This is a genomic window from Vibrio artabrorum (assembly GCF_024347295.1).
In the GTDB taxonomy this organism is placed as follows: Bacteria; Pseudomonadota; Gammaproteobacteria; order Enterobacterales; family Vibrionaceae; genus Vibrio; species Vibrio artabrorum.
Map to the genome: position 1 here is coordinate 2,364,386 of NZ_AP025458.1, position 24,783 is coordinate 2,389,168.

At 43.5% G+C, this 24,783-nt stretch carries 23 protein-coding genes; 6 read left to right on the forward strand and 17 right to left on the reverse strand.

The genetic code is table 11. From position 1 onward, the window contains the following. Positions 1 to 11: 11 nt before the first annotated feature. The 7 genes from OCU36_RS10560 to OCU36_RS10590 are packed head-to-tail and all read right to left on the reverse strand — an operon-like array spanning position 12 to position 4,740. Positions 12 to 281, reverse strand: coding sequence for a hypothetical protein (locus OCU36_RS10560; protein ID WP_261837972.1), 270 nt, complete (start codon positions 279 to 281; stop codon positions 12 to 14). Beyond that, positions 271 to 1,725 (reverse strand): type II and III secretion system protein family protein, encoded by a 1,455-nt coding sequence (locus tag OCU36_RS10565; protein WP_261837973.1) that lies wholly within the window; start codon positions 1,723 to 1,725, stop codon positions 271 to 273. Before OCU36_RS10565 ends, OCU36_RS10560 begins: the two co-directional genes overlap by 11 nt. An 8-nt stretch (positions 1,726 to 1,733) precedes the next feature. Then, positions 1,734 to 2,483 carry a Flp pilus assembly protein CpaB gene (gene cpaB / locus OCU36_RS10570; RefSeq protein ID WP_261837974.1) on the reverse strand — a complete coding sequence of 250 codons (750 nt, stop codon included), beginning with the start codon at positions 2,481 to 2,483 and terminating at the stop codon, positions 1,734 to 1,736. After that, on the reverse strand, positions 2,476 to 3,825 hold the full coding sequence (locus OCU36_RS10575) for a P-loop NTPase family protein (protein ID WP_261837975.1): 1,350 nt from the start codon (positions 3,823 to 3,825) through the stop codon (positions 2,476 to 2,478). Before OCU36_RS10575 ends, cpaB begins: the two co-directional genes overlap by 8 nt. Positions 3,826 to 3,862: 37 nt before the next feature. Then, positions 3,863 to 4,393, reverse strand: coding sequence for an A24 family peptidase (locus OCU36_RS10580; RefSeq protein WP_261837976.1), 531 nt, complete (start codon positions 4,391 to 4,393; stop codon positions 3,863 to 3,865). 9 nt (positions 4,394 to 4,402) lie between these two features. Continuing rightward, complete coding sequence (locus OCU36_RS10585) at positions 4,403 to 4,555, reverse strand: hypothetical protein (RefSeq protein WP_261837977.1); 153 nt, start codon at positions 4,553 to 4,555, stop codon at positions 4,403 to 4,405. An 11-nt stretch (positions 4,556 to 4,566) separates the two neighbouring features. Then, a complete protein-coding gene (locus OCU36_RS10590; RefSeq protein WP_261837978.1) occupies positions 4,567 to 4,740 on the reverse strand; it encodes a Flp family type IVb pilin in 174 nt (57 codons plus the stop codon). Positions 4,741 to 4,934: 194 nt separating this feature from the next. On the opposite strand from OCU36_RS10590, the gene OCU36_RS10595 reads away from it, so the two are divergent. The 4 genes from OCU36_RS10595 (at position 4,935) to OCU36_RS10610 (ending at position 9,290) form a co-directional block, all read left to right on the forward strand. After that, entirely contained in the window at positions 4,935 to 5,678 is a 744-nt protein-coding gene (locus OCU36_RS10595; protein WP_261837979.1) for a helix-turn-helix domain-containing protein, read from the forward strand. A gap of 83 nt (positions 5,679 to 5,761) precedes the next feature. After that, complete coding sequence (locus OCU36_RS10600; RefSeq protein ID WP_261837980.1) at positions 5,762 to 7,450, forward strand: AMP-binding protein; 1,689 nt, start codon at positions 5,762 to 5,764, stop codon at positions 7,448 to 7,450. A gap of 325 nt (positions 7,451 to 7,775) precedes the next feature. Further along, the gene (locus tag OCU36_RS10605; RefSeq protein WP_261837981.1) at positions 7,776 to 8,681 is read left to right on the forward strand and encodes a LysR substrate-binding domain-containing protein; all 906 of its coding nucleotides are present in this window, start codon (positions 7,776 to 7,778) and stop codon (positions 8,679 to 8,681) included. 390 nt (positions 8,682 to 9,071) lie between these two features. Further along, positions 9,072 to 9,290, forward strand: a complete 219-nt coding sequence (locus tag OCU36_RS10610) for a VF530 family protein (RefSeq protein ID WP_004734468.1) — start codon at positions 9,072 to 9,074, stop codon at positions 9,288 to 9,290. 84 nt (positions 9,291 to 9,374) lie between these two features. Here OCU36_RS10610 and fusA read toward each other — a convergent pair whose 3' ends face one another. Both fusA and radA read right to left on the reverse strand, forming a co-directional pair. Further along, positions 9,375 to 11,462 (reverse strand): elongation factor G, encoded by a 2,088-nt coding sequence (fusA, locus tag OCU36_RS10615; protein ID WP_261837982.1) that lies wholly within the window; start codon positions 11,460 to 11,462, stop codon positions 9,375 to 9,377. Between the two features lie 234 nt (positions 11,463 to 11,696). Beyond that, positions 11,697 to 13,076, reverse strand: a complete 1,380-nt coding sequence (radA, locus tag OCU36_RS10620; protein ID WP_261837983.1) for a DNA repair protein RadA — start codon at positions 13,074 to 13,076, stop codon at positions 11,697 to 11,699. A gap of 176 nt (positions 13,077 to 13,252) precedes the next feature. On the opposite strand from radA, the gene OCU36_RS10625 reads away from it, so the two are divergent. Continuing rightward, positions 13,253 to 15,601, forward strand: coding sequence for a PilZ domain-containing protein (locus tag OCU36_RS10625; RefSeq protein ID WP_261837984.1), 2,349 nt, complete (start codon positions 13,253 to 13,255; stop codon positions 15,599 to 15,601). Between the two features lie 120 nt (positions 15,602 to 15,721). On the opposite strand, the gene serB is transcribed toward OCU36_RS10625, so the two are convergent. Continuing rightward, positions 15,722 to 16,702, reverse strand: coding sequence for a phosphoserine phosphatase (gene serB / locus OCU36_RS10630; RefSeq protein WP_261837985.1), 981 nt, complete (start codon positions 16,700 to 16,702; stop codon positions 15,722 to 15,724). Between the two features lie 109 nt (positions 16,703 to 16,811). Here serB and OCU36_RS10635 point away from each other — a divergent pair, with 109 nt between their 5' ends. Then, positions 16,812 to 17,423 carry a YtjB family periplasmic protein gene (locus OCU36_RS10635; RefSeq protein WP_261837986.1) on the forward strand — a complete coding sequence of 204 codons (612 nt, stop codon included), beginning with the start codon at positions 16,812 to 16,814 and terminating at the stop codon, positions 17,421 to 17,423. A 97-nt stretch (positions 17,424 to 17,520) separates the two neighbouring features. Here the strand turns inward: OCU36_RS10635 and deoD are convergent, their stop codons facing one another. The 7 genes from deoD to OCU36_RS10670 form a co-directional block, all read right to left on the reverse strand. Beyond that, complete coding sequence (deoD, locus tag OCU36_RS10640; RefSeq protein WP_261837987.1) at positions 17,521 to 18,240, reverse strand: purine-nucleoside phosphorylase; 720 nt, start codon at positions 18,238 to 18,240, stop codon at positions 17,521 to 17,523. 62 nt (positions 18,241 to 18,302) lie between these two features. After that, complete coding sequence (locus tag OCU36_RS10645; RefSeq protein WP_261837988.1) at positions 18,303 to 19,523, reverse strand: phosphopentomutase; 1,221 nt, start codon at positions 19,521 to 19,523, stop codon at positions 18,303 to 18,305. Positions 19,524 to 19,599: 76 nt separating this feature from the next. Next, the gene (deoA, locus tag OCU36_RS10650; protein ID WP_261837989.1) at positions 19,600 to 20,928 is read right to left on the reverse strand and encodes a thymidine phosphorylase; all 1,329 of its coding nucleotides are present in this window, start codon (positions 20,926 to 20,928) and stop codon (positions 19,600 to 19,602) included. 94 nt (positions 20,929 to 21,022) lie between these two features. Further along, a complete protein-coding gene (gene deoC, locus OCU36_RS10655) occupies positions 21,023 to 21,799 on the reverse strand; it encodes a deoxyribose-phosphate aldolase (protein WP_261837990.1) in 777 nt (258 codons plus the stop codon). A gap of 510 nt (positions 21,800 to 22,309) precedes the next feature. Beyond that, entirely contained in the window at positions 22,310 to 23,572 is a 1,263-nt protein-coding gene (locus OCU36_RS10660) for a NupC/NupG family nucleoside CNT transporter (RefSeq protein ID WP_261837991.1), read from the reverse strand. Between the two features lie 204 nt (positions 23,573 to 23,776). After that, a complete protein-coding gene (locus OCU36_RS10665) occupies positions 23,777 to 24,589 on the reverse strand; it encodes a TatD family hydrolase (RefSeq protein WP_261837992.1) in 813 nt (270 codons plus the stop codon). Further along, entirely contained in the window at positions 24,570 to 24,725 is a 156-nt protein-coding gene (locus OCU36_RS10670) for a hypothetical protein (protein WP_261837993.1), read from the reverse strand. The genes OCU36_RS10665 and OCU36_RS10670 overlap by 20 nt, the downstream gene beginning before the upstream one ends. Positions 24,726 to 24,783: the final 58 nt, after the last annotated feature.

Sequence of the window (24,783 nt, forward strand, 5' to 3'; positions counted from 1 at the left end):
TACCTCCAGATTTAATTAAACTCTTCTAAGATCTGGCTACTGCTTCCGGACAGATCGTTTTCACCTCTGCCGACATATCTATCGTAACCAGTCTGCATCCGCTCCCCTGTACCATCCGGCACAACGAGTAAATTCTCTTGGGTCGCATTAGGGTTATACGTTTGCTCTGTTTTTACCTGCACAACCGAATGCCCTAAACGAGCATCATTCGCACAGCCAACTAACATCATCACGAGAAAGACCATCATTATTCTAATCATATCTATCTCCTTATAAATCATGTCCAAATGAGCCTTCACTACCACCCTCGGTCGAAGGGATATCTTGTTGAGCTTGAGACTCGTCTGAATTCGAACTCGACGGTTCAGCAATGTAAGCACTTCTACCTAACAAGTAATATTCCAAGTCATTCGGATTCACGAAAGCATCCGTCGGTAGCGTCACTTTGTTTCTATCGATAGGCTTTGCTAACCTTGGCGTCACTAAAATCACCAATTCAGTCTCACCTGATACGTACTCTTGACTATTAAAAAGCTGGCCTAAAATGGGGATATCACCGACACCCGGCATTTTATTACTGATATCTCGAACGTTCTCGCTCAATAAACCAGCTATACCAATGGTTTGCCCATCAGCAAGCTCAAGCGTAGAAGAAGCACTTCGACGTGTAATCGGCGGGATAAAATAGGTCGCATTCGTTGAACCCGGGTCGATAGTCAACGAGCTGCTATTGGCAATTTCACTCACATCTACCGCCAAATTGAGGTTGATTTTTTTGTCGCTAAGTACGGTTGGTATAAATTTAAGGCCAACCCCATACTCTTTGTATTCAATCGTAATACCATCTTCATCGGGCACAGGAATCGGAAACTCACCACCCGCTAAAAACTCAGCCTTAGACCCACTTAATGCGGTTAGATTCGGTTCCGCTAATACTTTCGCGACGCCATTTTGTTTTGCGACATCCAACGCAAAAGTAAATAGGGTATTACTATCAATAAATGATCCTAAAATGCCGTAGTCCGTCGATGTCGGTATATTGAAAATAGGCGTCGCTCCTAACACTCCGGCTGGTACGGAGGATGCTCCCCAAGAGAAGTCAGACCCACTGGTTTGGAAGAAGTGAAAATTAGCATCAAACTTTCTCACTAAGCTTCTTTGAACCTCAGCAACGGTAACTTCTAACATCACCTGTTGCGCACCACCAATCGACATCAAGTTAATCACGCCCGTGGCTGCGGCCTGTTCGCTACCGCTTTCATTCGATTCATCCGCCGTTTGACCCGAAGAATACGTTTCAGCGATTCTCATCGCTACATTCATTTGTTGTTGATTACTCACTTGACCACTCAATAACAGACGATTTTGCGCGCTATGTACCTCTATCGTTTCATCCGGTAAGAACTCATATAATTTAGCTTTTAAGCTGTTGAGATCATGAGTCACTTCTATATTTATTGATTCAATCAACTGACCTCTTGAATCCCAGGCCATTAAATTCGTCGCGCCTAAGGCCTTACCAATTAAAAATAACTCATTGGATTTCAACATCACAATGTCAAGCACGTCCGGATCGCCAAGCGATACTCTGCTGGCTTTTCCGGACAAAAGCACATGCGTTGATTTATGATGAGGGACCGTCACGGTTTTACCCGTTTGCAAAGCCGCTAAGCTTAACGAACTAAAAAAAATCAGGCTCAAAATACACGTTATTATTATTTTCATACCTCACCTCAATCCTTGACGCGAACACTGGATGCTTGTGTGCCTTTGATGATGGTTACACTCGGTCTAGGTACGTACCGACGAACAACCTTCTTCTCAATTTCGTGAGGGTTTCTCAAAGTCAGCTGAATGCTGCCTTTACTCTTCGCTGTTAATAATTTCTCAGCATCTTGAGGGGAAACCTCTAACGTTACCGCTCGTACGATAATCGGGCTGTTTTCTTTGGTTTTGGCGGTTTGGTCTACGGCAAGCACTTTAATATTTTTCAGCACGGTACGAGTGGTTGCAGAATTTTTGCTGTAGGACACCGTATTAAGAATATCGACCTTATTACCGGGTAATAGAAAGCCAGCCACACCAATCACGTCATCAACTCGTATTGTGACTGCACGTCTATTTTCAGGTATCAGCGCCGCTAACGTCGCTCCCTCTCCTGAAATCGTGAAACGCATTTTATGAAGCACTTCGCCTTCATAAACCGTATTCGCTGCGATCTGACCGACGACTTCTGACGCATCGGAGTAATTGTTTTCATTAATCCAATTTACTTCCATCAGTTTGGTGGTTAAAAACTGCGGCTCAATAACGGTTCCGGCTTCAATGTCTTGGGAAGCGACCACAATGGGATGACGCTCCACGGTCTCAACCTCAACGGTGGGTTGAACTTGGTTGTCCATCCACTGCTTAGCAAAAAATACAGCCGCTAAACCAAAGACGACGGACAGTAAAAACAGTAGGAAAACTTGACTCTTATTCATTATTTTCGTCCTCGATTCCATCAGAGGTAAAATAGACTTCCCATGCCATGGAAAGAATATCGAATGTAATAACAGGCGGGAGCTGTTCAAACGAGAGAATATCTTTGCTAATACCAACGAGGTCTTTCGGTAAACAAGGGAAATGTGGCACCTTATAAAGTGTGTGCATTTGAGATAAACGCTCAAAGAATCCGTCTTGAAGTTCGAGCTCTTTCTCTGCGACAACGCTCATCCATAAAGCTTCATAATCTCTTGGGTTAAGAGGCTTAAATTCAATCTTGTAACCCAATCGACGTAGAAATGCAGGATCGCTTATTTTCTTCGGGTTCAAGTTAGTAGAGAAGGCGAGTGTTAGCACAAACGGCATCGTGATTTGTTGGCCGTTCGGTAATGATAAATAGTCAAAGGCATATTCCATCGGAACAATCCAACGGTTGAGCAAAGTATCAACGGGCATTGGTTGACGGCCAAGGTCATCAATAACAAAAATCCCATTGTTTGCCATCATTTGTACTGGAGCTAGCCAGACACGGCTATTCTCTGAATGATTGACTTCAAGCATATCCATGGTGAGCTCTCCACCAACCTGAATATTGGGTCTTTCACAATTAAGCCAACGCTTATCGTATTGATCTTTAAGAGAGATAACTTTATCACTACCATTACTGTCCAACGACTTGTGATGTTGTGCAGAGAACACCTTGATAATGTTACCTAATGCATAGACAGCATAAGGAATAAACACTGAGGTGTGCAAAGCATTCACAATACGACTCGCGACAAATGTTTTCCCTGTTCCGGCATGTCCATATAACAACAAAGCACGTCCAGAATTGATGGCCGGTCCCAGCACTGAAATCATTTTGTCGACACCATAGACATCACTCAGTGCAGCTTCGACATGTGGCCGAGTCACTAATTCGGCTCTTAAGTCTTGCTGCTTAACCACATCACTGTATTGAGCAAGTGAAACAGGGGCTGGCCCTAAGTAAGCATCGCGTTTGAAAGCAAGATCCGCTTCTTCAAGTCCTTTCTCAGAAAGGGAGTAACGAACATGACTATGAGAGACGGATGAGAACGTAAGATCGGAAGTCGGTTGAAACACCTCAATGAACGATTTTTGCCTTAAAACAGCCAGTGCACTTTCCACAATATGTGTAACAACACATAAATAATTAGAAAGTTCCAACACATCCGATTTAGGGTAAGCAGACAGGTGTTTGAGTACGAGATTTTCAATCACAACTTCAGGAATACCTAACATATCAAGAGATGTAGGAACAGTAGGCGCTGAAATTTGAGGCGTTAACGTTGTTGGAGCAGCTCGTCCTATAATATCCATATATTATTCCTCTCCACAAAACGAACCAACAACAGGTCTAAGTAAAATAGCTATACATCGCTAGCCCGATAACAACTGAGGGGGCAAAAGGCATCGTCACCTTATTTGAATATCTAGCGTGCAAACGAGAATTTTCATCTAAAACTGGCGCGACTCCACCAAGCACAATCAACTTATTTTCAAAATATCCTTTGACACTAAGACTGTTCGAGTTGGCATAGTTATAGAGCAGGTAGAAAGCCCCGATCACTCCAGAAGCAAGTAAGATAAAGTACGACGCATCCAGTAATTGTCCCCAACCAAGATACATCCCTACAACGCCTAATAACTTCGCATCACCAGCGGACATCGCTCTCATAAAATACAAAAACAGCCCAAAAACCAAAAGCACCACAAAGCCAGCTAAGGACATAACAAAAACATCGAAGGTATAATTGCTGTCAAACATTGATAAAAAGTAAACAAACAAAAAGAGAATCAATATTTTGTTTGGTATACGATGTTTCTCAACATCGTATACCGAAACTGCAATTAGTAATGCCCAAAAAGCGGAAGGCTCATTAATCATAAACTCTATTTATACACTCGATATAATGCTCTGAAACTTACTAAGTAAGGCAATTGCCATTCCAGAAAAAACGAATCCAACAGCAAGAACCAGTGAAGCAGCGCCAATCACATACTCAACCGTCGTTAACCCCGATTGCCTTTTCAATCTGTTGTTATTCATAACTTGAACCACTAACCAACATTGGCAACAATAGCATTTAGTTTATTTGCTAGAGTACTACCTAAGCCAGAAAATACCGTTGTTAAGCCTAACACCAATAATGCTGCACCGATTACATATTCGATCACAGTCAACCCTTCTTCATCTTTCATGAATTCTTTACAATTATTCAAAAACTTATCCATGAGAACCTCTCCTTGATTTACGTATCAGGCTTTGTTTACCTGTAAACTAAATCTAGAGGTGAGCGATATATTAGGTTAGGATTTTCTTGCCATTTACTTGCACTTTTCTGTGGTACTTCTAATCTAATTATTATGCATCGTAATTTGTCTATTTTTAAATCCACTGTTGAATATGAAATAGAGTTGGTATTTATATGAAAATAGTAACACCTTTATTGTCAGATAAAGAGAGTGAATTTAATGCTGTTATTATCAATAAAATAAGGCACTACTTCCCTATAGAGAATTATAAGCAAGATATATCTATAATCAGTAACTTAGATGTCAGACTGGTATTTTTCATATTAAATAGAACGGATAAACTTCAACTACTTACAATGGCATTATCTATTTGTGAAAATTTGAACAAGAGAATAATCATCATTTGCTCAGACCCGTTACCTAATATCGTTCGACATCATAAGAATATATTTTTTATTATCGAAATAAACAGTAATCATCTGACCAGTACATTCGAAGAACTTAAGCGCAAAACACAGCATATCTTCGACCCTCACTTTGATTTCGACAGAGACATAAATAACAATAATCAACTGCCTACTAAATGGTTTACTTCTGAGGTGGTTAACTATGTTATGGATAACATCAACAAAAAGGTTAGAGAAACGGAGATCGCGGAGAAATGTTACTGCTCAACAACCTACTTTTCCAAAAAATTTCACCTACACTTTGGAGTAAGCTTTAGAGATTATGTTTGTGATAAACGAATCCAGTTGGCTAAGAAGCTAATTGAAGCGGATACTGAATCAAAAATAGCGGTAATTGCTTATCAATGTGGATACAAGGACGTGTCGTACTTTTCGAGAATATTTAAAAAAAAGACAGGAGTAACCCCTGCAAGCTACAGACGAGCCTGCATAGATAACAGAAAACGCTAATTTTACTCCCTAAAACAAAAAATCATGGTACATTTAACATGAAATTAACAAAAATAACTTAGCGAAAAACATGGAGTTAGACAATGATTCAGCCTAACGAGTTTAGCCAAGAACACGCAACAGCTCTCTCTACACCCAGTGATATGATTTTAAGGTGGGCAAAAGAACGCCCCAACGAAGTCTATTTAAAACAAATTATTAATCGCCAGTTTGTCGAATTCACTTATAAAGAAGTCGCCGACAAAGCTCTAAAACTGGCGGCAGCATTAGAAGGATTAGGAGCACAACCTGGCGATCGAATCGCTTTGGTGTCCAAAAACTGTGCAGAGTGGTTTATCTCTGATCTTGCGATGATGTTAGGAGATTTTGTCAGCGTCCCAATCTTTCCAACAGCGGGGGCAGACACTATTCAATACTGTATTGAGCACAGTGAAAGTAAAATTGTGATTGCAGGTAAACTTGACGATCCCGTAGCAACCCAAAAAGTACTTGATGAGAACCCGAGTTTAATCAGTATCTCGTTGCCTTATGATAGCGCTGCAAACTGCCAATATACGTTTGAAGAACTCATCGCGACACATGAGCCCTCAACGAAGCACCCTCATCATTACGATGATAAACTCATGTCGCTTGTCTACACATCGGGCACGTCTGGACTACCGAAAGGGGCAATGCTCACATACGGAGCCTTTACGTGGTCAGTTCAACGACTCATCGATCATATTGGAATCCAACCCGGTGATCGCCTGTTCTCTTATCTACCACTTGCTCATATTACAGAGCGAGTCTACATCTTCGGCTCTTCCGTTATGGGAGGGGTCGTTACCGCTTTCCCTGAATCTTTAGATACGTTCATTGATGACGTGAAAATGCATCGACCAACCCTATTTATTTCAGTTCCTCGTTTATGGACCCTATTTCAACAACGAATCCAAGATAAATTACCGCAGAAGAGACTGAATTTCTTACTCAAGATCCCAGTCATTAATAGCATCATTAAGAAAAAACTGGCCGATGGTCTCGGGTTAGATAAGGCTCGAGTTCTGGGTTGTGGCTCTGCACCGGTCTCTCCGGCTCTACTCGCATGGTATGAGAGTGTTGGCCTGCATATCACAGAAGCATGGGGGATGACGGAGTCGTTTGCTTACAGCACCCTCAACTACCCATTTAGAGCCGATAAAATTGGTACTGTTGGTAATGCAGGTCCGGGAATTGAGCTCAAGATCGCCGCAGACGAAGAGATATTGGTTCGAAGTAAGGGGCTATTCTCTGGCTACTATAAAAATGACATTGCAACTCAAGAATCTTTTGATTCAGAGGGTTGGCTACATACTGGTGATATCGGTGATATTGATAGTGAAGGTTACCTAACCATTCGCGGGCGTAAAAAAGACACCTTTAAAACCGCTAAAGGCAAGTTTGTGGCTCCTGTTCCAATCGAGAACAAACTCTTTGAATACAGCCGCGTAGAGATGATGTGTCTGATTGGCCTAGGTTTACCCGCCCCGATCTTACTTGTCGTTCCTCATGACTTTCCTAATTTTGATCGAACTCGATATGAAAAGACAAGTCAGCGAGTTATCGAGAAAATTAACCGACAGCTTGCCTCTCATGAAAAGATAAAGGGTGTACTGATGATTAAGGACCCGTGGAGCATTGAGAATGGTGTATTAACACCTACTCTCAAAATAAAACGACATATCCTTGAACAGAAATACCATGAAATTGGGCATAACTGGCCCAAAGACAAGCTCGTCGTTTGGGAGGAGTAATCTGAATAGAGAAGGAGCCCTGTGGCTCCTTTTTTGTAAGTTCAACTTATAGATATTTAGTGTAATCAGCTGCATCATCGCTCCCATTGTCCAAACCGATGTCCCCCCTCATTTGATAGCTCAGCGACTCCAAACTAATAACGTGTCTCGATTTAACCAGCTTACTTGCCTTGGTTTTAAGCATCTGATTAACAAGTCTGCTGGCCCAACAGTGTATTGCTTTCATTTTCTCTCTCTTGTATTCCTTGTTTATTTATCGCTATTATGGAAATAACAGGTTCGATAAGCGAACAACCATTGTTAACAAGGACTATAAGCTGAGATTATGGATAATAGACTGCGCCACCTTGCTGGTCTCCGTTATTTTGAAGTTGCGGCACGCTTAAATAGCTACAGTAAAGCTGCTGATGAACTGTTTGTTAGCCAAGCAGCTGTCAGCCAAAAGATCCGTCAGCTAGAAGAACAGCTTGGATGTAAGCTATTTATTCGTAAGGGACGTGTAATGGCCTTAACACAAGAAGGACGTACCCTTTTTAAGCATGTCTCGGACGGGTTCAAAGAGATCATCGTAGGATTAAATAAGATCCAATCAGAGCCCCTTCAAGGCGTTCTTGTTGTTAGCAGCCCTCCTTCATTTGCTTCCCGCTGGCTGCTGCCAAGGCTTTGGAAATTCTCAGTCAAACACCCAGAGATCCCAATTAAGGTGCTAACAGGATCTGATACACCAAATTTAAAACATGGCGAGGTTGATGTAGCTATTCTGCAAGGCGAAGATCTATGTGTTGAGGAAGGCTTGACTCTTGAGATGCTAATCAACGAACCCATCTATCCTTTTTGTTCACCTGAACTGGCCGATTCTTTACAGTTCACGTCAGCAGAACAATTACTCAAATGTTGGTTAATTCAATTTAATAGCGGATGCTTCCCTTGGGAAGAGTGGTTCAAACAAGCCAACATATCCACTCAAGGCAAAGCGATGCAGTGGGTGAAAGTAGGCACCTTTGATATGGGGTTAACGACTGTCATGGCTGGACATGGGGTCTGCCTTGCGACAGATAGCTTAGCTGGTGATTTTATCGAACGCGGCCTACTCGTTAAGCCATTCAATATTGGGATGACACCCGGTGTTCAGGTCAACCTATGCTTTGATCCTAGCTCTCCAAGAAAAGAGCGAGTTATCGCGTTTACTCATTGGTTACATGAAGAAGTAAACGAGATATTGGAAAACTAACTCTGCCTATCAGTTTCTGATTAAGCAGTTCCCCAATAACAAAACACAGAATAGCAATGTAGCTCTTCCACGCCCATAAAGCTATGTTGGGTAAAAACAATGTAGCTCTTCCACGCCCATAAAGCTATGTTGGGTAAAAACAATGTTGGGCCAAAGCTACGTTACCCAACTCAGGCCTAAATACAATGACGTCTTCTAGGCCCCCGCAGGCAACCTTCATCGAGAAAAGAGAAAGCGTTTGAGGCTAGGATGCAAAATCAGGGTTGGCTATTTGGGAACAGAGGTCGAGAGAAGTTAACCATTATCGAGACAGATTACTAGCTTAAATGGTCTGATAATTCCTAAAGCGAAACTGATATACTTGGCTCAAATAAATGGCGAGAACATCTCATGACACAAGACAATAATCCACTTCACGGTATCACTCTACAGAAGCTACTGACTGAATTGGTTGAACATTACGGTTGGGAAGAGTTGAGTTACATGGTGAACATCAACTGCTTTAAAAAAGACCCGAGCATTAAATCGAGCTTAAAGTTTTTGCGTAAAACAGACTGGGCTCGAGTGAAGGTTGAGTCGATTTACATTGAGCTAAAACAGAACTCTTAGTCTTAGTCTTCCAAGCGCAAGATAACAAAAAGCCCCGTAAGCTTTCACTTACGGGGCTTTTTTAGTTAATTAGAAAAGAGCTAATTACTTACCAGCTTCTTTATCTGCTTTAACTTTAGCAATCACTTCGTCAGCAACGTTAGTTGGACATGGTGCGTATTGTGCAAATTCCATAGAGAATTGGCCACGACCAGAAGTGATAGTACGTAGGTGACCGATGTAACCAAACATTTCTGAAAGTGGTACGTCAGCTTTAATACGAACGCCAGTTACGCCAGCTTGTTGATCTTTGATCATGCCACGACGACGGTTAAGGTCACCGATAACATCACCAACGTGATCTTCTGGAGTAAATACGTCAACATTCATGATTGGCTCAAGAAGTTGCGCGCCTGCTTTAGGCATAGATTGACGGAATGCACCTTTCGCTGCGATTTCAAATGCGATTGCAGATGAATCGACTGCGTGGAAACCACCATCGAAAAGTTCAACTTCAACGTCTAGCGTAGGGAAGCCAGCTAGTACGCCGTTTTCCATCATGCCAGCAAAGCCTTTCTCAACTGCAGGCCAGAATTCTTTAGGAACGTTACCGCCCACAACAGAAGACTTAAATGTGAAGCCAGAACCCGCTTCGCCTGGTTTGATACGGTAATCGATCTTACCGAATTGACCAGAACCACCAGATTGCTTCTTGTGCGTGTAGCTATCTTCAATTGCTTGAGTGATAGTTTCACGGTAAGCAACTTGAGGAGCACCTACAGTTAGGTCAACGCCGTACGTACGCTTAAGGATATCTACCTTGATGTCTAGGTGAAGCTCACCCATACCTTTCAGGATAGTTTCGCCAGTCTCTTCGTCAGTCTCAACTTGGAAAGACGGATCTTCTGCAACCATTTTACCGATCGCGATACCCATTTTCTCAGAACCGCCTTTATCTTTAGGAGATACAGCGATAGAGATTACTGGAGTTGGGAAAACCATTGGCTCTAGTGTCACTGGGTGCTTAGGATCACATAGAGTGTGACCAGTTTGCACGTTCTTCATACCAACGATCGCAATGATATCGCCCGCTTGTGCGCTAGTGAGTTCGTTACGGTCATCAGCTTGCATCTCAACCATACGGCCAACACGTTCAGTCTTGCCAGTGAATGAGTTAAGAATTGTGTCACCTTTGTTCAATTTACCAGAGTAAATACGAACGAAAGTTAGAGCACCAAAACGGTCATCCATGATTTTGAATGCAAGCGCTTTGAAAGTTTCATCAGTAGAAACGATAGCGTGCTCGCCAGTTTCTTCGCCAGCTTCGTCCATTAGAGGTTGAGGATCAACTTCAGTTGGTGCTGGTAGGTAATCTACAACAGCATCAAGGATAAGTTGCATACCTTTGTTCTTGAACGCAGAACCACAGAATGTTGGGAAGAATGCGATATCACGAGTACCTTTACGGATACAACGCTTGATGTCTTCAATAGAAGGCTCTTCACCTTCCATGTAAGCTTCCATTAGATCATCGTCTTGCTCTACAGCAGTTTCGATTAACTCTTCGCGGTATTGCTCTACGTCATCAACCATGTCCGCTGGAACATCTGTGATTTCGTAGTTTTCAGGAAGACCAGTTTCATCCCAAACGTATGCTTTACGGCTTAGTAGGTCTACAACACCCACGAACTCGTCTTCACGGCCAATTGGTAGAACCATAACTAGAGGAGTAGCACCTAGAACGTTTTTAACTTGGTCAACAACGTTGTAGAAATCTGCACCCATACGGTCTAGTTTGTTAACGAAGATCAGACGAGATACTTCTGATTCGTTAGCGTAACGCCAGTTAGTTTCTGATTGTGGTTCAACACCACCAGAACCACAGAATACACCGATACCGCCATCAAGAACTTTAAGAGAACGGTATACTTCAACTGTGAAGTCAACGTGTCCAGGAGTATCGATAACGTTTAGACGGTGATCGTTCCAAAAACAGCTTACAGCTGCTGATTGGATAGTAATACCGCGCTCAGCTTCCTGTTCCATGAAGTCAGTCGTTGATTCGCCATCATGAACTTCACCAGTCTTGTGGATTTGACCAGTTAGCTTAAGGATACGCTCAGTGGTAGTTGTTTTACCCGCATCAACGTGCGCGAAAATACCAATGTTTCTGTATTTCGATAAATCTGCCATTGTCTTACTCTGTTAATAGGATATAAAATGCGCGCAGAGTATATCACAATCTGTGAGGACTGATAGCTTTGCATGCATTTGGGACTAAAAAACTTTGCCTTTTCGTAATGAAAACGAAAAAACACTCTATAAAAACAATCTAAATGATTGTTAGGTTTAGTGCTAACCTAAAGCGTAATGAGCGTTCAAGTTAGACTGATTTTCTGCTGTATAGAGTAGCTGAAGTGCACTCAATTACAACTCATCAAAAGCATTAATTGCCTCTGACAATTTTTTAACTCCATGAATTTGCATTCCAGGGATTCCTCCCTTGGGCATGTTCGCAGCTGGCACTATCGCCCGCTTAAAACCATGCTTAAACGCTTCATTCAAGCGCTCTTGTCCACTCGGCACAGGTCGAATCTCACCGGCGAGGCCTACTTCACCAAACACCACCACATCTTTAGGTAATGCTCGGTCTCTAAAGCTAGAAAGTAACGCTATCACTAATGCGAGATCGGCACTGGTTTCGGTTACTTTAACACCACCGACGACATTCACAAACACATCTTGGTCAGCCATTTGTAAGCCGCCATGTTTATGCAGCACCGCTAATAACAGTGAAAGCCTGTTTTGCTCTAGACCAACAGCAACACGACGTGGATTAGCTAGCTGGGAATAGTCCACCAGCGCTTGAATTTCAACAAGAAGTGGACGCGTCCCTTCCCAAACCACCATCACTGAACTGCCTGAGGTTTCTTCTTCACCGCGAGACAAGAAAATAGCCGATGGGTTGCTGACTTCTTTCAGGCCTTGGCCTGTCATTGCAAACACACCCAACTCATTGACTGCACCAAAACGGTTCTTGTGACTGCGCAGCGTTCTAAAGCGGCTATCGGTTCCGCCATCTAACAGCACGGAACAGTCAATAATGTGCTCAAGCACTTTGGGCCCCGCTAAAGTGCCGTCTTTAGTTACGTGTCCAACTAAGAACACTGCAACGTTGTTTTGCTTAGCGTAACGAGTCAGTGCTGTTGCAGACTCACGAACTTGGGCTACGCTGCCTGGCGATGATTGAACATCAGCGACATGCATCACTTGGATCGAGTCGATAACCATGATCTTCGGCTGTTCTCTTTCTGCTATCTGACAGATTTTATCGACATTGGTTTCAGAGAGCATTTTCAAATGATCTTTTGGCAAGCCCAATCGAGAGGCGCGCATCGCAACCTGCTGAAGAGACTCTTCCCCGGTAACATAAAGTGTCGGCAACTGAGAAGAGAGTTGGCACATAGTTTGTAATAACAGTGTTGACTTACCTGCCCCAGGGTTACCACCAATCAGAATCGCGGCACCAGGTACGACCCCCCCACCTAAAACGCGATCGAGCTCTTTGAAGCCACTACTGAAGCGTGGAACTTCTTGTAAATCGATTTCAGATAAGGTTTGAACGGATGATTCATTTGTACCGCCAGCGTAGCCAGATAGTCTTTCATTACGTGCAACCTGAGGTGAAGCGGCCAATCTAACTTCTGTAATTGTGTTCCAAGCCCCACATGCATTACACTGCCCCTGCCAACGAGGGAAATCAGCACCACAGTCATTACACACATAAGCTCGTTTTGCCTTCGCCATAAAACCTCTATAATTTGCTTGGTAACCAGTAATATTGCTATTCTGTGACCTTGTTGACCGTATGCACGAAAATATACATTGCAGTCGGGTCTTGAATGCCTAAAGATCAAGCACAATAAGCCGATAGCAATATAGCAATATAGCAATAATGCACCGTCCATTCTAACAAGAAAAGTATGCAGCAATCTGAAATCCTATCTGTAGCAGAACGACTTATTCCGGCCTACCACGCCGAAGATTTCGAATTCCTTCTTTCGCAAATGACAGAAGGCGAATCGCCATCTCTGAAGCTACTCGTTAAAATGGAACTGAATCGTATCATGGCTCCATGCACAAAGAGCATTGATTTACGTGGGCGTATTGATAATGAGTGTCATCAATTCACGTTAGATGGCCGTAAACACTGGCTCGATGACATCGCTTTGAACGCCTATCAGCGTGGCACAAAAAAATTTAAAGGATATACCGAAGGCGCATGGGAAATGGTCATGACGCCACGCACGCAGCCACTTCGCAATATTGTGAACACCGCCTCTAAAAACACTCCCGAGATAACCGATGCGAATAGCCCATATGAAGCCGAGGCGATTAACTTAGGGTATGACTTAAAACGTAAAGAAAACAGGCTCAAGATCAGCTCACAGGTTGAGATGACAACATCTAAAGGTCAAGACTTGCATGGTGTAACGATTGATATCTCGCCATCGGGTGCAAAATTCAAAGTACCGAGCACTTTTCGCTATAGCCTCGGTGAAATCATCTCGGTCAAATTCACAGAGCTGGTTGAAAAATCGCGAGAAAACGACGTCGATAAAGCGATTGACTACCGCATTCTAGGCATTGATGAATCTTATGAGAACGACGCCGTCAAATTTTTAAGAACCATCAAAGTAAGCGATACGAATGTTGTCGCGCGCTTAATTAATGAGTCTTTAAATAGCTCAAGTAAGAAAACTAGCCATGAAAATCAAGATAGGATTATGCGTACCCGTACTCGAGGTATTGAGCACACCTACCTAAAACACACCTGTAATCTGCCGCTTTTTTTCAATGGCAGCGAACTCAAGCTTGCCCTGCTCACCGATAACAACCATCCGTTATGGCAATATTGGCACGATGAACGAAACCAGCAAGCTCTGGGGACACTCTTCAACGAAAAAAGAATGAATTTACTGGCTAAGCCCGGGGTCAAGGGAACCAGTAACGTTATCTACTCTTTTACTCACGAACACCAGAATAAGACCTTGTTCTACTCAATGATGTTACCAGAGGCTTCTCGTGAACAAAGGCAATTGTTCTGGCATATCGGAGGGAAACGTAAAAGTTGGAAAGCGTTTAAGTTCTCGGTTTTCGAGCTTTCAGGTGACGAACGACAAGCCTTAGCGTTACATTCAGAGATGTTAAAGCAAAGCTCTGAACCACTGACTCATTGCTGTATCTTGCAAGAAATCGGCGATCATGAAAGTGCCGCTGATTATCTATTGAGTGAAAAGCCTCGTATTCCAAGCAGCGAACTGAATCAGTTCCGTCACTCACGTGCCGTTATTGGCAATATCCAAAGCCTCTACTTTGATGCCCAAACTCGTCGCAAGGAGCCGAGGTACCAATTTAAGTCTCCGCTTCAACTGACTTCGCAAAATGACGTCACTGTGGACGGATACACCTTAGATATCTCGAAACGCGGACTCAGTATTGCTCTTGAACAACCCATGGTATTCAAGATCGACGACCCGGTATCAGTGAACTTTAATGAGCTGCAACTCTATGACAGAAGCTTGCCATTAAGCACCGTGCCTTATCGAGTTATTCGTGTGAGCCCAAATGGTCGCAATGTACAATTGGCCATCACTGAGAACGCGAAGACAATGCGCACCATCTCATTTCTCAAGGGACTGATTGATCAGAACCAAAACAAACTGATTAAAAAGAAAGAAATACTGCCAACGCATTCGCTTCTTGAATCACTGCATAATATTTTACTGAGTAAGATGGTCAGCACTCCAATATTCATCGATAAGCCAAGCTCAACATTACGCTGTAAGATCATTGGTGTGAACTTCCCATTAAATAAGCATCTCGCATTACTGGCTAAGCTTGGACACAACCAAAAATTCTCACTCGAGCCTATTTTTAAAGGGCACTCTAACTCGTTGTTAGCTGAGCCATTGAAAAAAATTGCAGGTGCAAAGCCTAAACACCACGATGTCTATATTGCTGCGGTTCAGTTTGGCGACAAAATCCAATCAGTACACACAAAACTGGTCAAAGAATTCACGTCGACAAAAGAACGCATCTTATTCATCAAAAAGGCGCAACAACTCGGTGACATATACGTGTTACGAGTCACCACTGCCCCTATTTTTAACCCACTAACGAGCTTATTCCAGTCCGATTTAGAAGAGCTGTCTCGAATAAGCATGCACAAAGCGAAGAAACTAGAAAGTGAGGTTACCGCTTTTGTTGGCTATGGTGAGTTAGATGACATTACTGATGAAGTCTTGATTCGACTAGAACTTACGCACTAGATAACGCTTGCGAGATGCTGGATTAAACAAGAGAAAAAGCAGGCTGATGACCTGCTTTTTTGTCTAATTATCTGTCTATTTATGGCACATGAGTGACGAATAACGTTATCGAGAAAAGAGTTAAGGTTTCGCTTGCCAGCTGATTTTTTGCTGCTTAGCTAATACGCCAGATAAAATACACAGCACCCCGCCCAAGCCTGCATAGCGCACAGCGGTTTGAGCTTGCTGCTCAACTTTCGGTTTCGCATGATAGGCAATGCCTAGGCCCGCTGCTCCCATCATAACTAAATCATTCGCCCCATCCCCCACAGCAATCGTATTGTGCAATTCCAGCTCATACTCGTCAGCCAGTTCAACTAATATATCGGCCTTAGTTTGCGCTGAAACCACATCACCTAACACTTCACCGGTCAATTTACCATCAACAATCTCTAACGTGTTTGACTGAGCATGGTCAAGATTAAGCGTATCCTTTAAGTAATCTGAAAAATACGTAAAACCACCAGATGCGATCGCAGTCTTCCAACCTAGCTTATTCAATGTATTAACCAGTTCAACTAAGTCTGGCATAAATGTCAGAGATTGACGTACTTGTTCTAGAATCGCTTCATCAGCACCTTTAAGTGCACCGACTCGCTGACGCAGGCTCTGTTCGAAATCAAGCTCGCCTTGCATTGCGCGCTCAGTAATATCAGAAACGAGCTCTCCGACACCTGCTCGCTTGGCTATCTCATCGATACACTCAATTTGAATCGCTGTAGAATCCATATCCATCACAATCAAACCGGGTTTGGATAAGTCTGGGACCTCGCTAAGGCAAGCATAATCAAGCTTCAATGCTTGTAAAATTTCTTCATGAGCAGGGGTTAAACTCCCTGACATCAACGCCACTTCATAATGCCCCACTTTCCATGTTTCTAAAATGGTCGTGTAAGTACCAGTAAAAAAGTCGATATCATCAAAAAATTGTGGGGATAGGTACTCCGCGAATACAATCCAGTTGGCTTTGGCCTTCGCGAGTTGAGAAGCGAAACGCGTCTCGGGGAGTCGAGTAAGTAATGTGGTGTGCCTTTTAATTGGCAGGTATTTCTGAGCGTCCATGTGTATGATTCCTAATTAACTATACTAAACGTTAACCTATTGCAATTTGAAAACGCAAGTCTCAATATGTCTTAATCATAACATTTGTTTATTTCAGGCTTCATGAAACATGAATGAATCATTGTTCTCAATACGTAACGCTTTACGAATGTTAGCCCTCATTTTGTTGGCTACCATGTTCGTTGTAACGATTAAAAATACCGTCGTGATCAGTAAAGGTAACGAAAAAATTCAAGCCAAGCAGCTCGAAACGTTAACTAAGGTTTTGATATCTCAAGCCTCCCTTTCTGCTAGTAAGATGATCACGCAACAAGACCAAGAACGATTACTTGACCTGACGAATCAGCTTTCGAAAGACCGACTGGTATTTGATGCCACGATATATGATGCAGAGGGTATTCGACTGGCTTCAAGCGAAAAAGCACTATCAGTACGCGAAGTACTTGGCTTAGATACACCACTTTCAACAGCAAGTATCGGAAGGCAACAGTTAGTTGAGCCGGTTTATTCACCCGAAAACACAATCATCGGTTTTATTCGAGTAACTTTTGAAACGGGAAAAGTAACGGCAATATCGGATCACCACTACCGCAAAAGTGATCGTTACATGATAGGAATGGTCTTAATGGGCTTCATCAGCGGGGCTCTGTGCGTATTGCTTATTCGAAAAAAACAAACTAAATCCGGTGAGAACTTACTGTTGAAAAATGTAAGCTCATAACAACTCAGCTTCAAAGATCCAATAAAAAGCCCCGACGCTCAGGCAGCAACGGGGCTTTTTGTTATCTGCTAACTTATCAAACTAAGACAAACAAATATTATTCTTGGTCACCAAGTAACACCGAGTCTAGTGCGATAACCATCATGTCGTTGAAAGTCGTTTGACGTTCATCTGATGTGGTTTGCTCACCGGTTTTGATATGATCAGAAACCGTACAAATAGTCAGAGCTTTTGCACCATATTCAGCACAAACTCCGTAGATACCTGCCGCTTCCATCTCTACACCAACAATGCCGTATTTATCCATCACTTCAAACATTTCAGGATCGGGCGTATAAAACAACTCCGCCGAGAACAGGTTACCGACTTTCACGTCGACACCGCGCGCTTTGGCTGCATCTTCTGCCGCTCGCACCATTTTGTAATCCGCAATTGCCGCAAAGTCATGACCTTTAAAACGAATACGGTTTACTTTTGAATCCGTGCATGCGCCCATACCGATCACCACATCACGCACTTTAATATCTTCACTCACTGCACCACAACTGCCCACACGGATGATCTTTTTTACACCAAAGTCTTTGATCAATTCAGTCGTGTAAATCGAACAAGATGGAATGCCCATACCATGTCCCATGACCGAAACCTTACGACCTTTGTACGACCCCGTGTAACCAAACATGTTGCGAACGTCGCACACTTGAACCACATCTTCTAAGAAGGTTTCAGCGATGTATTTAGCACGTAGCGGGTCGCCTGGCATGAGAACTACGTCAGCGAAATCACCCATTTCAGCATTAATATGTGGAGTAGCCATTGAAAATATCCTTAATCTCAAAACAAAAAATCAGAGAGAGGTTCCCCTCTCTCAGTTAACTATTATAAAAAGCTAGTACCGTATCCCATTGGCGACGTCCCAAAGTATGACGCTAAGCTTTGACCGATATCAGCGAAGGTATCACGGCGACCTAGAGAGCCTGCTGGCACCTTTTTACCGTAAACAATCACAGGGATGTGCTCACGAGTATGGTCAGAACCCGGCCATGTTGGATCACAACCGTGGTCTGCAGTTAGGATAAGCACATCATCTTCTTTCATCATATCAATGATTTCGTTGATGCGACCATCGAAGTACTCAAGCGCTGCTGCGTAACCAGCAACATCACGACGATGTCCGTAAGCAGAATCAAAGTCAACAAAGTTAGTGAACACGATCGTATTGTCGCCCGCTTCATTGATCGCTTCTTTGGTGGCTTCAAATAGTGCAGGAATACCTGTTGCTTTGGTTTTCTGAGTGATACCACAACCTGCGTAAATATCTGAGATCTTACCGATTGAGTGAACGTTACCGCCCTTCTCATCAACGAGTTTCTGAAGGATGGTTGCAGCTGGTGGCTCCACAGAAAGATCACGGCGGTTACCCGTACGTTCGAATTGACCTTTGCCCGGACCAATGAACGGGCGCGCGATAACACGGCCGATGTTGTAATCTTCTAGCTCTTCACGAGCAATCTGACAGAGGTCTAATAGGTTCTGCAGGCCGAATGTCTCTTCATGGCATGCGATCTGGAATACTGAATCAGCTGAAGTATAGAAGATTGGAAAGCCCGTCTTCATGTGTTCTTCACCTAGGTTATCTAGGATTTCTGTTCCCGATGAGTGGCAGTTACCTAAGAAATCAGATAAGCCAGCACGCTCTAAAATGCGATCCGTCAGCGCTTTAGGAAAGCTGTTCTCTTTGTCGGTGAAGTAGCCCCAGTCAAACAGTACCGGTACACCTGCGATTTCCCAGTGGCCAGATGGCGTGTCTTTACCAGAAGACAGCTCAGCAGCGTGACCATACGCACCAATGATCTCAACGTCGGCATCCATACCAGGAGCGACACGACCTGTCGACTCTTTGTGAGCCATTGCTAAACCTAGCTTAGACAGGTTTGGTAGCGTCAATGGCCCCTTACGGTCTGCATTGTCTGCAAGACCTTGCTCACAACGTTCTGCGATGTGACCCATTGTGTCCGAACCTACATCGCCAAATTTGTCTGCATCCGCTGTTTCACCGATACCGAATGAATCTAAAACTAAAATAAATGCTCTTTTCATTTTCTTCACCAACTTATTGCTCTTTGCACCAGAACTCTATTTATCGGTATACACGAGGTATACCGATATCGGTTATTTACACGTCTTCAGATCGAATCTGACGGTAAACGTCTGGCGTTGCTTTATATTCTCCGCCCACAGTGATGGCATTTTGTAATGCCGTTGCAGCTTCTTGCCACTGTTGTTCGTTGCGAGCATGAATCATTGCTAATGGTTTATCTTCACTTGCCACTTCACCAAGGCGAATAAAGTGATCAAAACCGACGGCGTAATCAATGCTGTCAGTAGCGACGCGACGACCGCCGCCCATACCAACGACAGCCATACCAATTGCACGGGTATCCATGGCTGATACCACACCACTTTCTAGCGCGTATACTGGTTTAATGATTTCTGCTTTTTCAAGGTAGCTATCGTAGTTTGTTACGAAATCAGTTGGACCACCAAGACCCGCAACCATCTTACCGAAGCACTCCGCTGCTTTACCGTTATCCAGTACGGCCATCAGTTTTTCGCGCGCTTCTTCCGCATCTTTTGCAAGGTTGCCCAGCACCAACATTTCAGCGCACGATGCCAGAGTGATCTCTAACAAACGAGGGTTACGGTATTCACCCGTTAAGAATTGAACCGCTTCGCGAACTTCAACGGCGTTACCCGCAGAAGAAGCCAGAACTTGGTTCATATCCGTTAGGATTGCCGTTGTTTTAGTGCCAGCACCGTTTGCCACTGCAACGATAGATTTCGCGAGCTCTTCAGAAGCTTCATAGGTTGGCATGAACGCGCCTGAGCCGACTTTGACGTCCATCACTAAAGAATCAAGACCCGCGGCCAGTTTCTTCGATAGGATTGAAGCGGTGATGAGCGAGATATTATCGACTGTTGCTGTAATATCACGAGTCGCGTAAACACGCTTGTCAGCAGGAGCTAGATCGCCGGTTTGACCGATGATAGCCACGCCAGCATCTTTAGTTACTTCACCGAACACTTCGTTGGTTGGTGTAATGTTGTAACCCGGAATAGATTCTAGCTTGTCTAACGTACCGCCAGTATGGCCTAAACCACGACCAGAGATCATTGGAACAAAACCACCACATGCTGCCACCATAGGGCCAAGCATCAGAGAAGTGACGTCGCCAACACCACCGGTTGAGTGTTTATCAACGATTGGGCCATCAAAATTCATGTGGCTCCAATCAATCACCATGCCAGAGTCACGCATTGCACACGTTAGCGCAATACGTTCTGGCATCGTCATTTCATTAAAAAAGATTGTCATTGCGAATGCGGCAATTTGACCTTCAGAAACCGTATTTTGAGCGACGCCTTGAATGAAGAAGTTAATCTCTTCTGCTGTTAGGACTTCGCCATCACGTTTTCTGCGAATAATTTCTTGAGGTAGATACATTAGTGCCTCCCGAACTCTAGTGAGTATGGTTTGTAGGGGAAAGAGGTAATATGGAGTGACTTTACGTCACTCCATCAAACAGACTTGTTAAGGATTAATATGCAGTAGGATCTGCAGTTTCGTCTGTCACTTCTAATGTATTAAGAAGGTTAGTTAGTAGGCTTGAAGCACCAAAACGGTAGTGCATGTTGTCTGCCCACTCAGCGCCAAGCAGCTCATCAGCCATTGCTAAGTATAATGCTGCATCTTCAGCAGTACGTACGCCACCAGCAGGTTTGAAACCCACGGTTTTCGCAACGCCCATGTCACGAATAACTTCAAGCATCATGCGCGCGTATTCAGGAGTCGCGTTTACTGGCACTTTACCTGTTGAAGTTTTGATGAAGTCAGCACCTGCTTCGATACAGATTTGAGAAGCTTTCTTGATCAATGCTTCTTCTTTCAGCTCACCAGTTTCGATGATCACTTTAAGCGTGATATCACCGCAAGCTGCTTTACACTGTTTAACGAGTTCAAAGCCAACTTCTTCGTTGCCAGCAATAAGCGCACGGTATGGGAATACGACATCAACTTCATCTGCACCGTATGCGACCGCTGCTTTTGTTTCTGCAACTGCAATCTCGATGTCATCATTACCATGAGGGAAGTTAGTTACAGTCGCAATGCGTACTTCTGGAGTACCTTGCTCACGCAACGCTTTCTTAGCGGCTGGGATAAAGCGAGGGTAAATACAGATTGCAGCAGTGTTGCCTACCGCTGTTTTCGCGTCATGACAAAGCGCGACGACTTTTTCAGTCGTGTCGTCGTCATTTAGCGTCGTTAGGTCCATAAGTTTAAGTGCACGTAGAGCTGCTGCTTTTAAATCGCTCATTTCTATCTCCGATCAATATATTCAAATAGTTAACTACTTCACCATCCATCCAGTATAGATGGAAATTTTAGTCATGCTCAGTAGTCACAAATGAACGGACTTGGTTCCTTGAAGACTTGATAGCTTTCGCCACCAATTGCAATCCTTGTCACCGCACAGTACCAGTTTGGTCTATGGCACAACAAATCAGTCATGTTGTGTCTAACATCTATAGCGTATTGCTAAATTTGGCTTAATCCCAGAAAAATAACACCAGCGTTGTATTAACGGTTACTTTCTTGCCAACAAGAGACATCCTATCCCTTAAAGTTATACATTATAGATATCCATCAATAAATTGTAGTGCTCCTTAGAACGCAAACGGTTTGTATCTCAAAAAAACATTTTAGGCCTAATACAAGCTCTAAGTCACAACTCAGAATCACTAAGCCTAAAAACAAAAAAGCCCCGCAGCAATCTCTTGCTACGGGGCGATATTATAATGGCGTCTATATATCGATTTCTAACTAATTAGAAAGACAGGAAGAAGCCAGCAATTGTTGCTGCCATCAAGTTAGATAGAGTACCCGCTACAACCGCTTTAACACCCATACGTGCGATGTCGTGACGACGGTTTGGAGCAATACCACCTAGACCACCTAGAAGAATCGCAATTGAAGAAAGGTTTGCGAAACCACACAGTGCGAATGCGATGATAGCTTGAGTCTTCTCAGACATCACTTGACCCGTCGCTGCAACAACTTGAGCATTGTCACCAACGTATGGTACGAAGTTTAGGTATGCAACGAATTCGTTAACCACGGTCTTCTGACCAATGAAAGAACCCGCAATAGTTGCTTCTTCCCATGGAACACCAATGATGAATGCTAACGGTGCGAAGATCCAACCTAGAAGAAGTTCTAGAGTTAGGTTTTCCATACCGAACCAACCACCGATGCCACCTAGGATACCGTTGATAAGAGCGATTAGACCGATGAATGCTAGTAGCATTGCACCTACGTTAAGTGCTAGTTGTAGACCAACTGACGCACCGCCAGCAGCTGCATCGATAACGTTAGCAGGCTTGTCGTCGCCACCGTCGATGTCTGAACCTAGGTTCTCATCAACTTCCTCAGTTTCAGGCTTGATGATTTTAGCGAAGAGTAGACCACCCGGTGCAGCCATGAATGACGCTGCCACTAGGTACTCTAGAGGAACACCCATAGATGCGTAACCCGCTAGTACACCACCAGCAACTGAGGCTAAACCACCACACATTACTGCGAATAGTTCAGAGTTAGTCATTTTAGGAACAAATGGACGAACAACCAGAGGGGCTTCCGTTTGACCAACGAAAATGTTTGCTGCTGCAGACATTGACTCGGCGCGAGAAGTACCTAGCGCTTTCTGAAGACCACCACCAAGAATCTTAATAACAACTTGCATCGCACCAATGTAGTAAAGTACAGAGATAAGAGCAGAGAAGAAGATCAGTGTTGGTAGAACTTGGAATGCAAAGATAAAACCGATACCGTCAACAGAGAAGTTAACAAGACTACCAAATAGGAAGCCAGTACCATCTTTACCGTAGTCGATCACGTTTGCTACACCAGCAGAGAAACCTGCAAGTAGATCACGACCCCAAGGGATGTAAAGTACGAATGCACCAAGTGCGAATTGGATAGCGAAAGCGCCACCCACTGTTCTGATATTAATTGCTTTGCGGTTATCGGATAGTAGAACTGCGATTGCGATCAGTGCAACCATACCGACTAGGCTCATAAACAGGCTCATAGTTTATGACTTCCTTATTAGTTATTTATTGGCGTGTGACAAAAAGGGGCTATAAAGCGGGGGTAATTATACTCATGCGACCATGAATAAAGTAATGCCGCCTTCACACTTTCGTACAAGATTCATGTCGCATTCATGCGCAAATGTGAGCCAAATCACATCACAAGTGCAATTTACGCAAACGATAAACAAAAACCTTCGAATTTATTCACATATACCGAATGCACGATGGCTATTATGCCAAATCTGCGTGACAACCGATTGCTTTGTCTCTTTTCTAATCAAAACAAGCTCATTTAATATCTTAGTTAAATACTTGGAATGATTACGTTTTCCCTGATTTCCATGGATAGGCATATCTGGAGCATCAGTTTCAATCACCAAGTATTCAAGGGGCAATTTCGCGATGGTTGTGCGTGTTTTTTGCGCTCTTGGATAAGTAATGGTTCCACCGACACCAATGTAGAAACCAAGCTTGATCCATACTAAAGCTTGCTGTTCACTCCCAGAAAAGCCGTGAATTACCCCCCCAAAAGTGAACTTATGCCGCTTTATTAGCTCAATGAGTCGGTTATAAGACTTCCTCTCATGGATGATCAAAGGCAGTTCAAACGCCTTGGCAAGCTCCATTTGTTGGATGAAAAAACGCTCTTGTTTCTCTCGTTCAACGTCCACAAAAAAGTCGAGTCCACATTCGCCAATCGCCACACACTGACGTGTTTTTGAAGCAAGCAATTGGCGAAGCTCTTCAAATTGCACCTCATCAGCTTGCTCTAAAAAGTAAGGATGAAAGCCTAACGCGTAGTAAACATTGGGATGAGATTGAGCGATGTTACCGAGTTTCTTCCAGTTACTTTGACCGATAGAAGGGATGAGTAATTTCTCAACTTGAGCCTGTTTGGCTTCATTGAGGTAACCATCAATACTTTGATCAGGTGTAAAACCTTGCTCAAACGCCTCAAAATCCGCATGGCAATGGGTATCAAACAGTGGAAAATCATTTGTCTGCGATGTCATCTTCTCCACCTTCTGGCTGTTCTCCTCGAGGATCACGACGATAAGCGACACAGCAGCGCTTATTTTCAGGCGTTAAACCAAGCTCTTCACACCACTTATCGTATCTTTTAATCCAAGCTCTTATCCAACCCAGCATACTTGTCCCCCCAGCCTTCAAACCTTAAATAAAACGCATTAAAAAACGCCTATTGCAG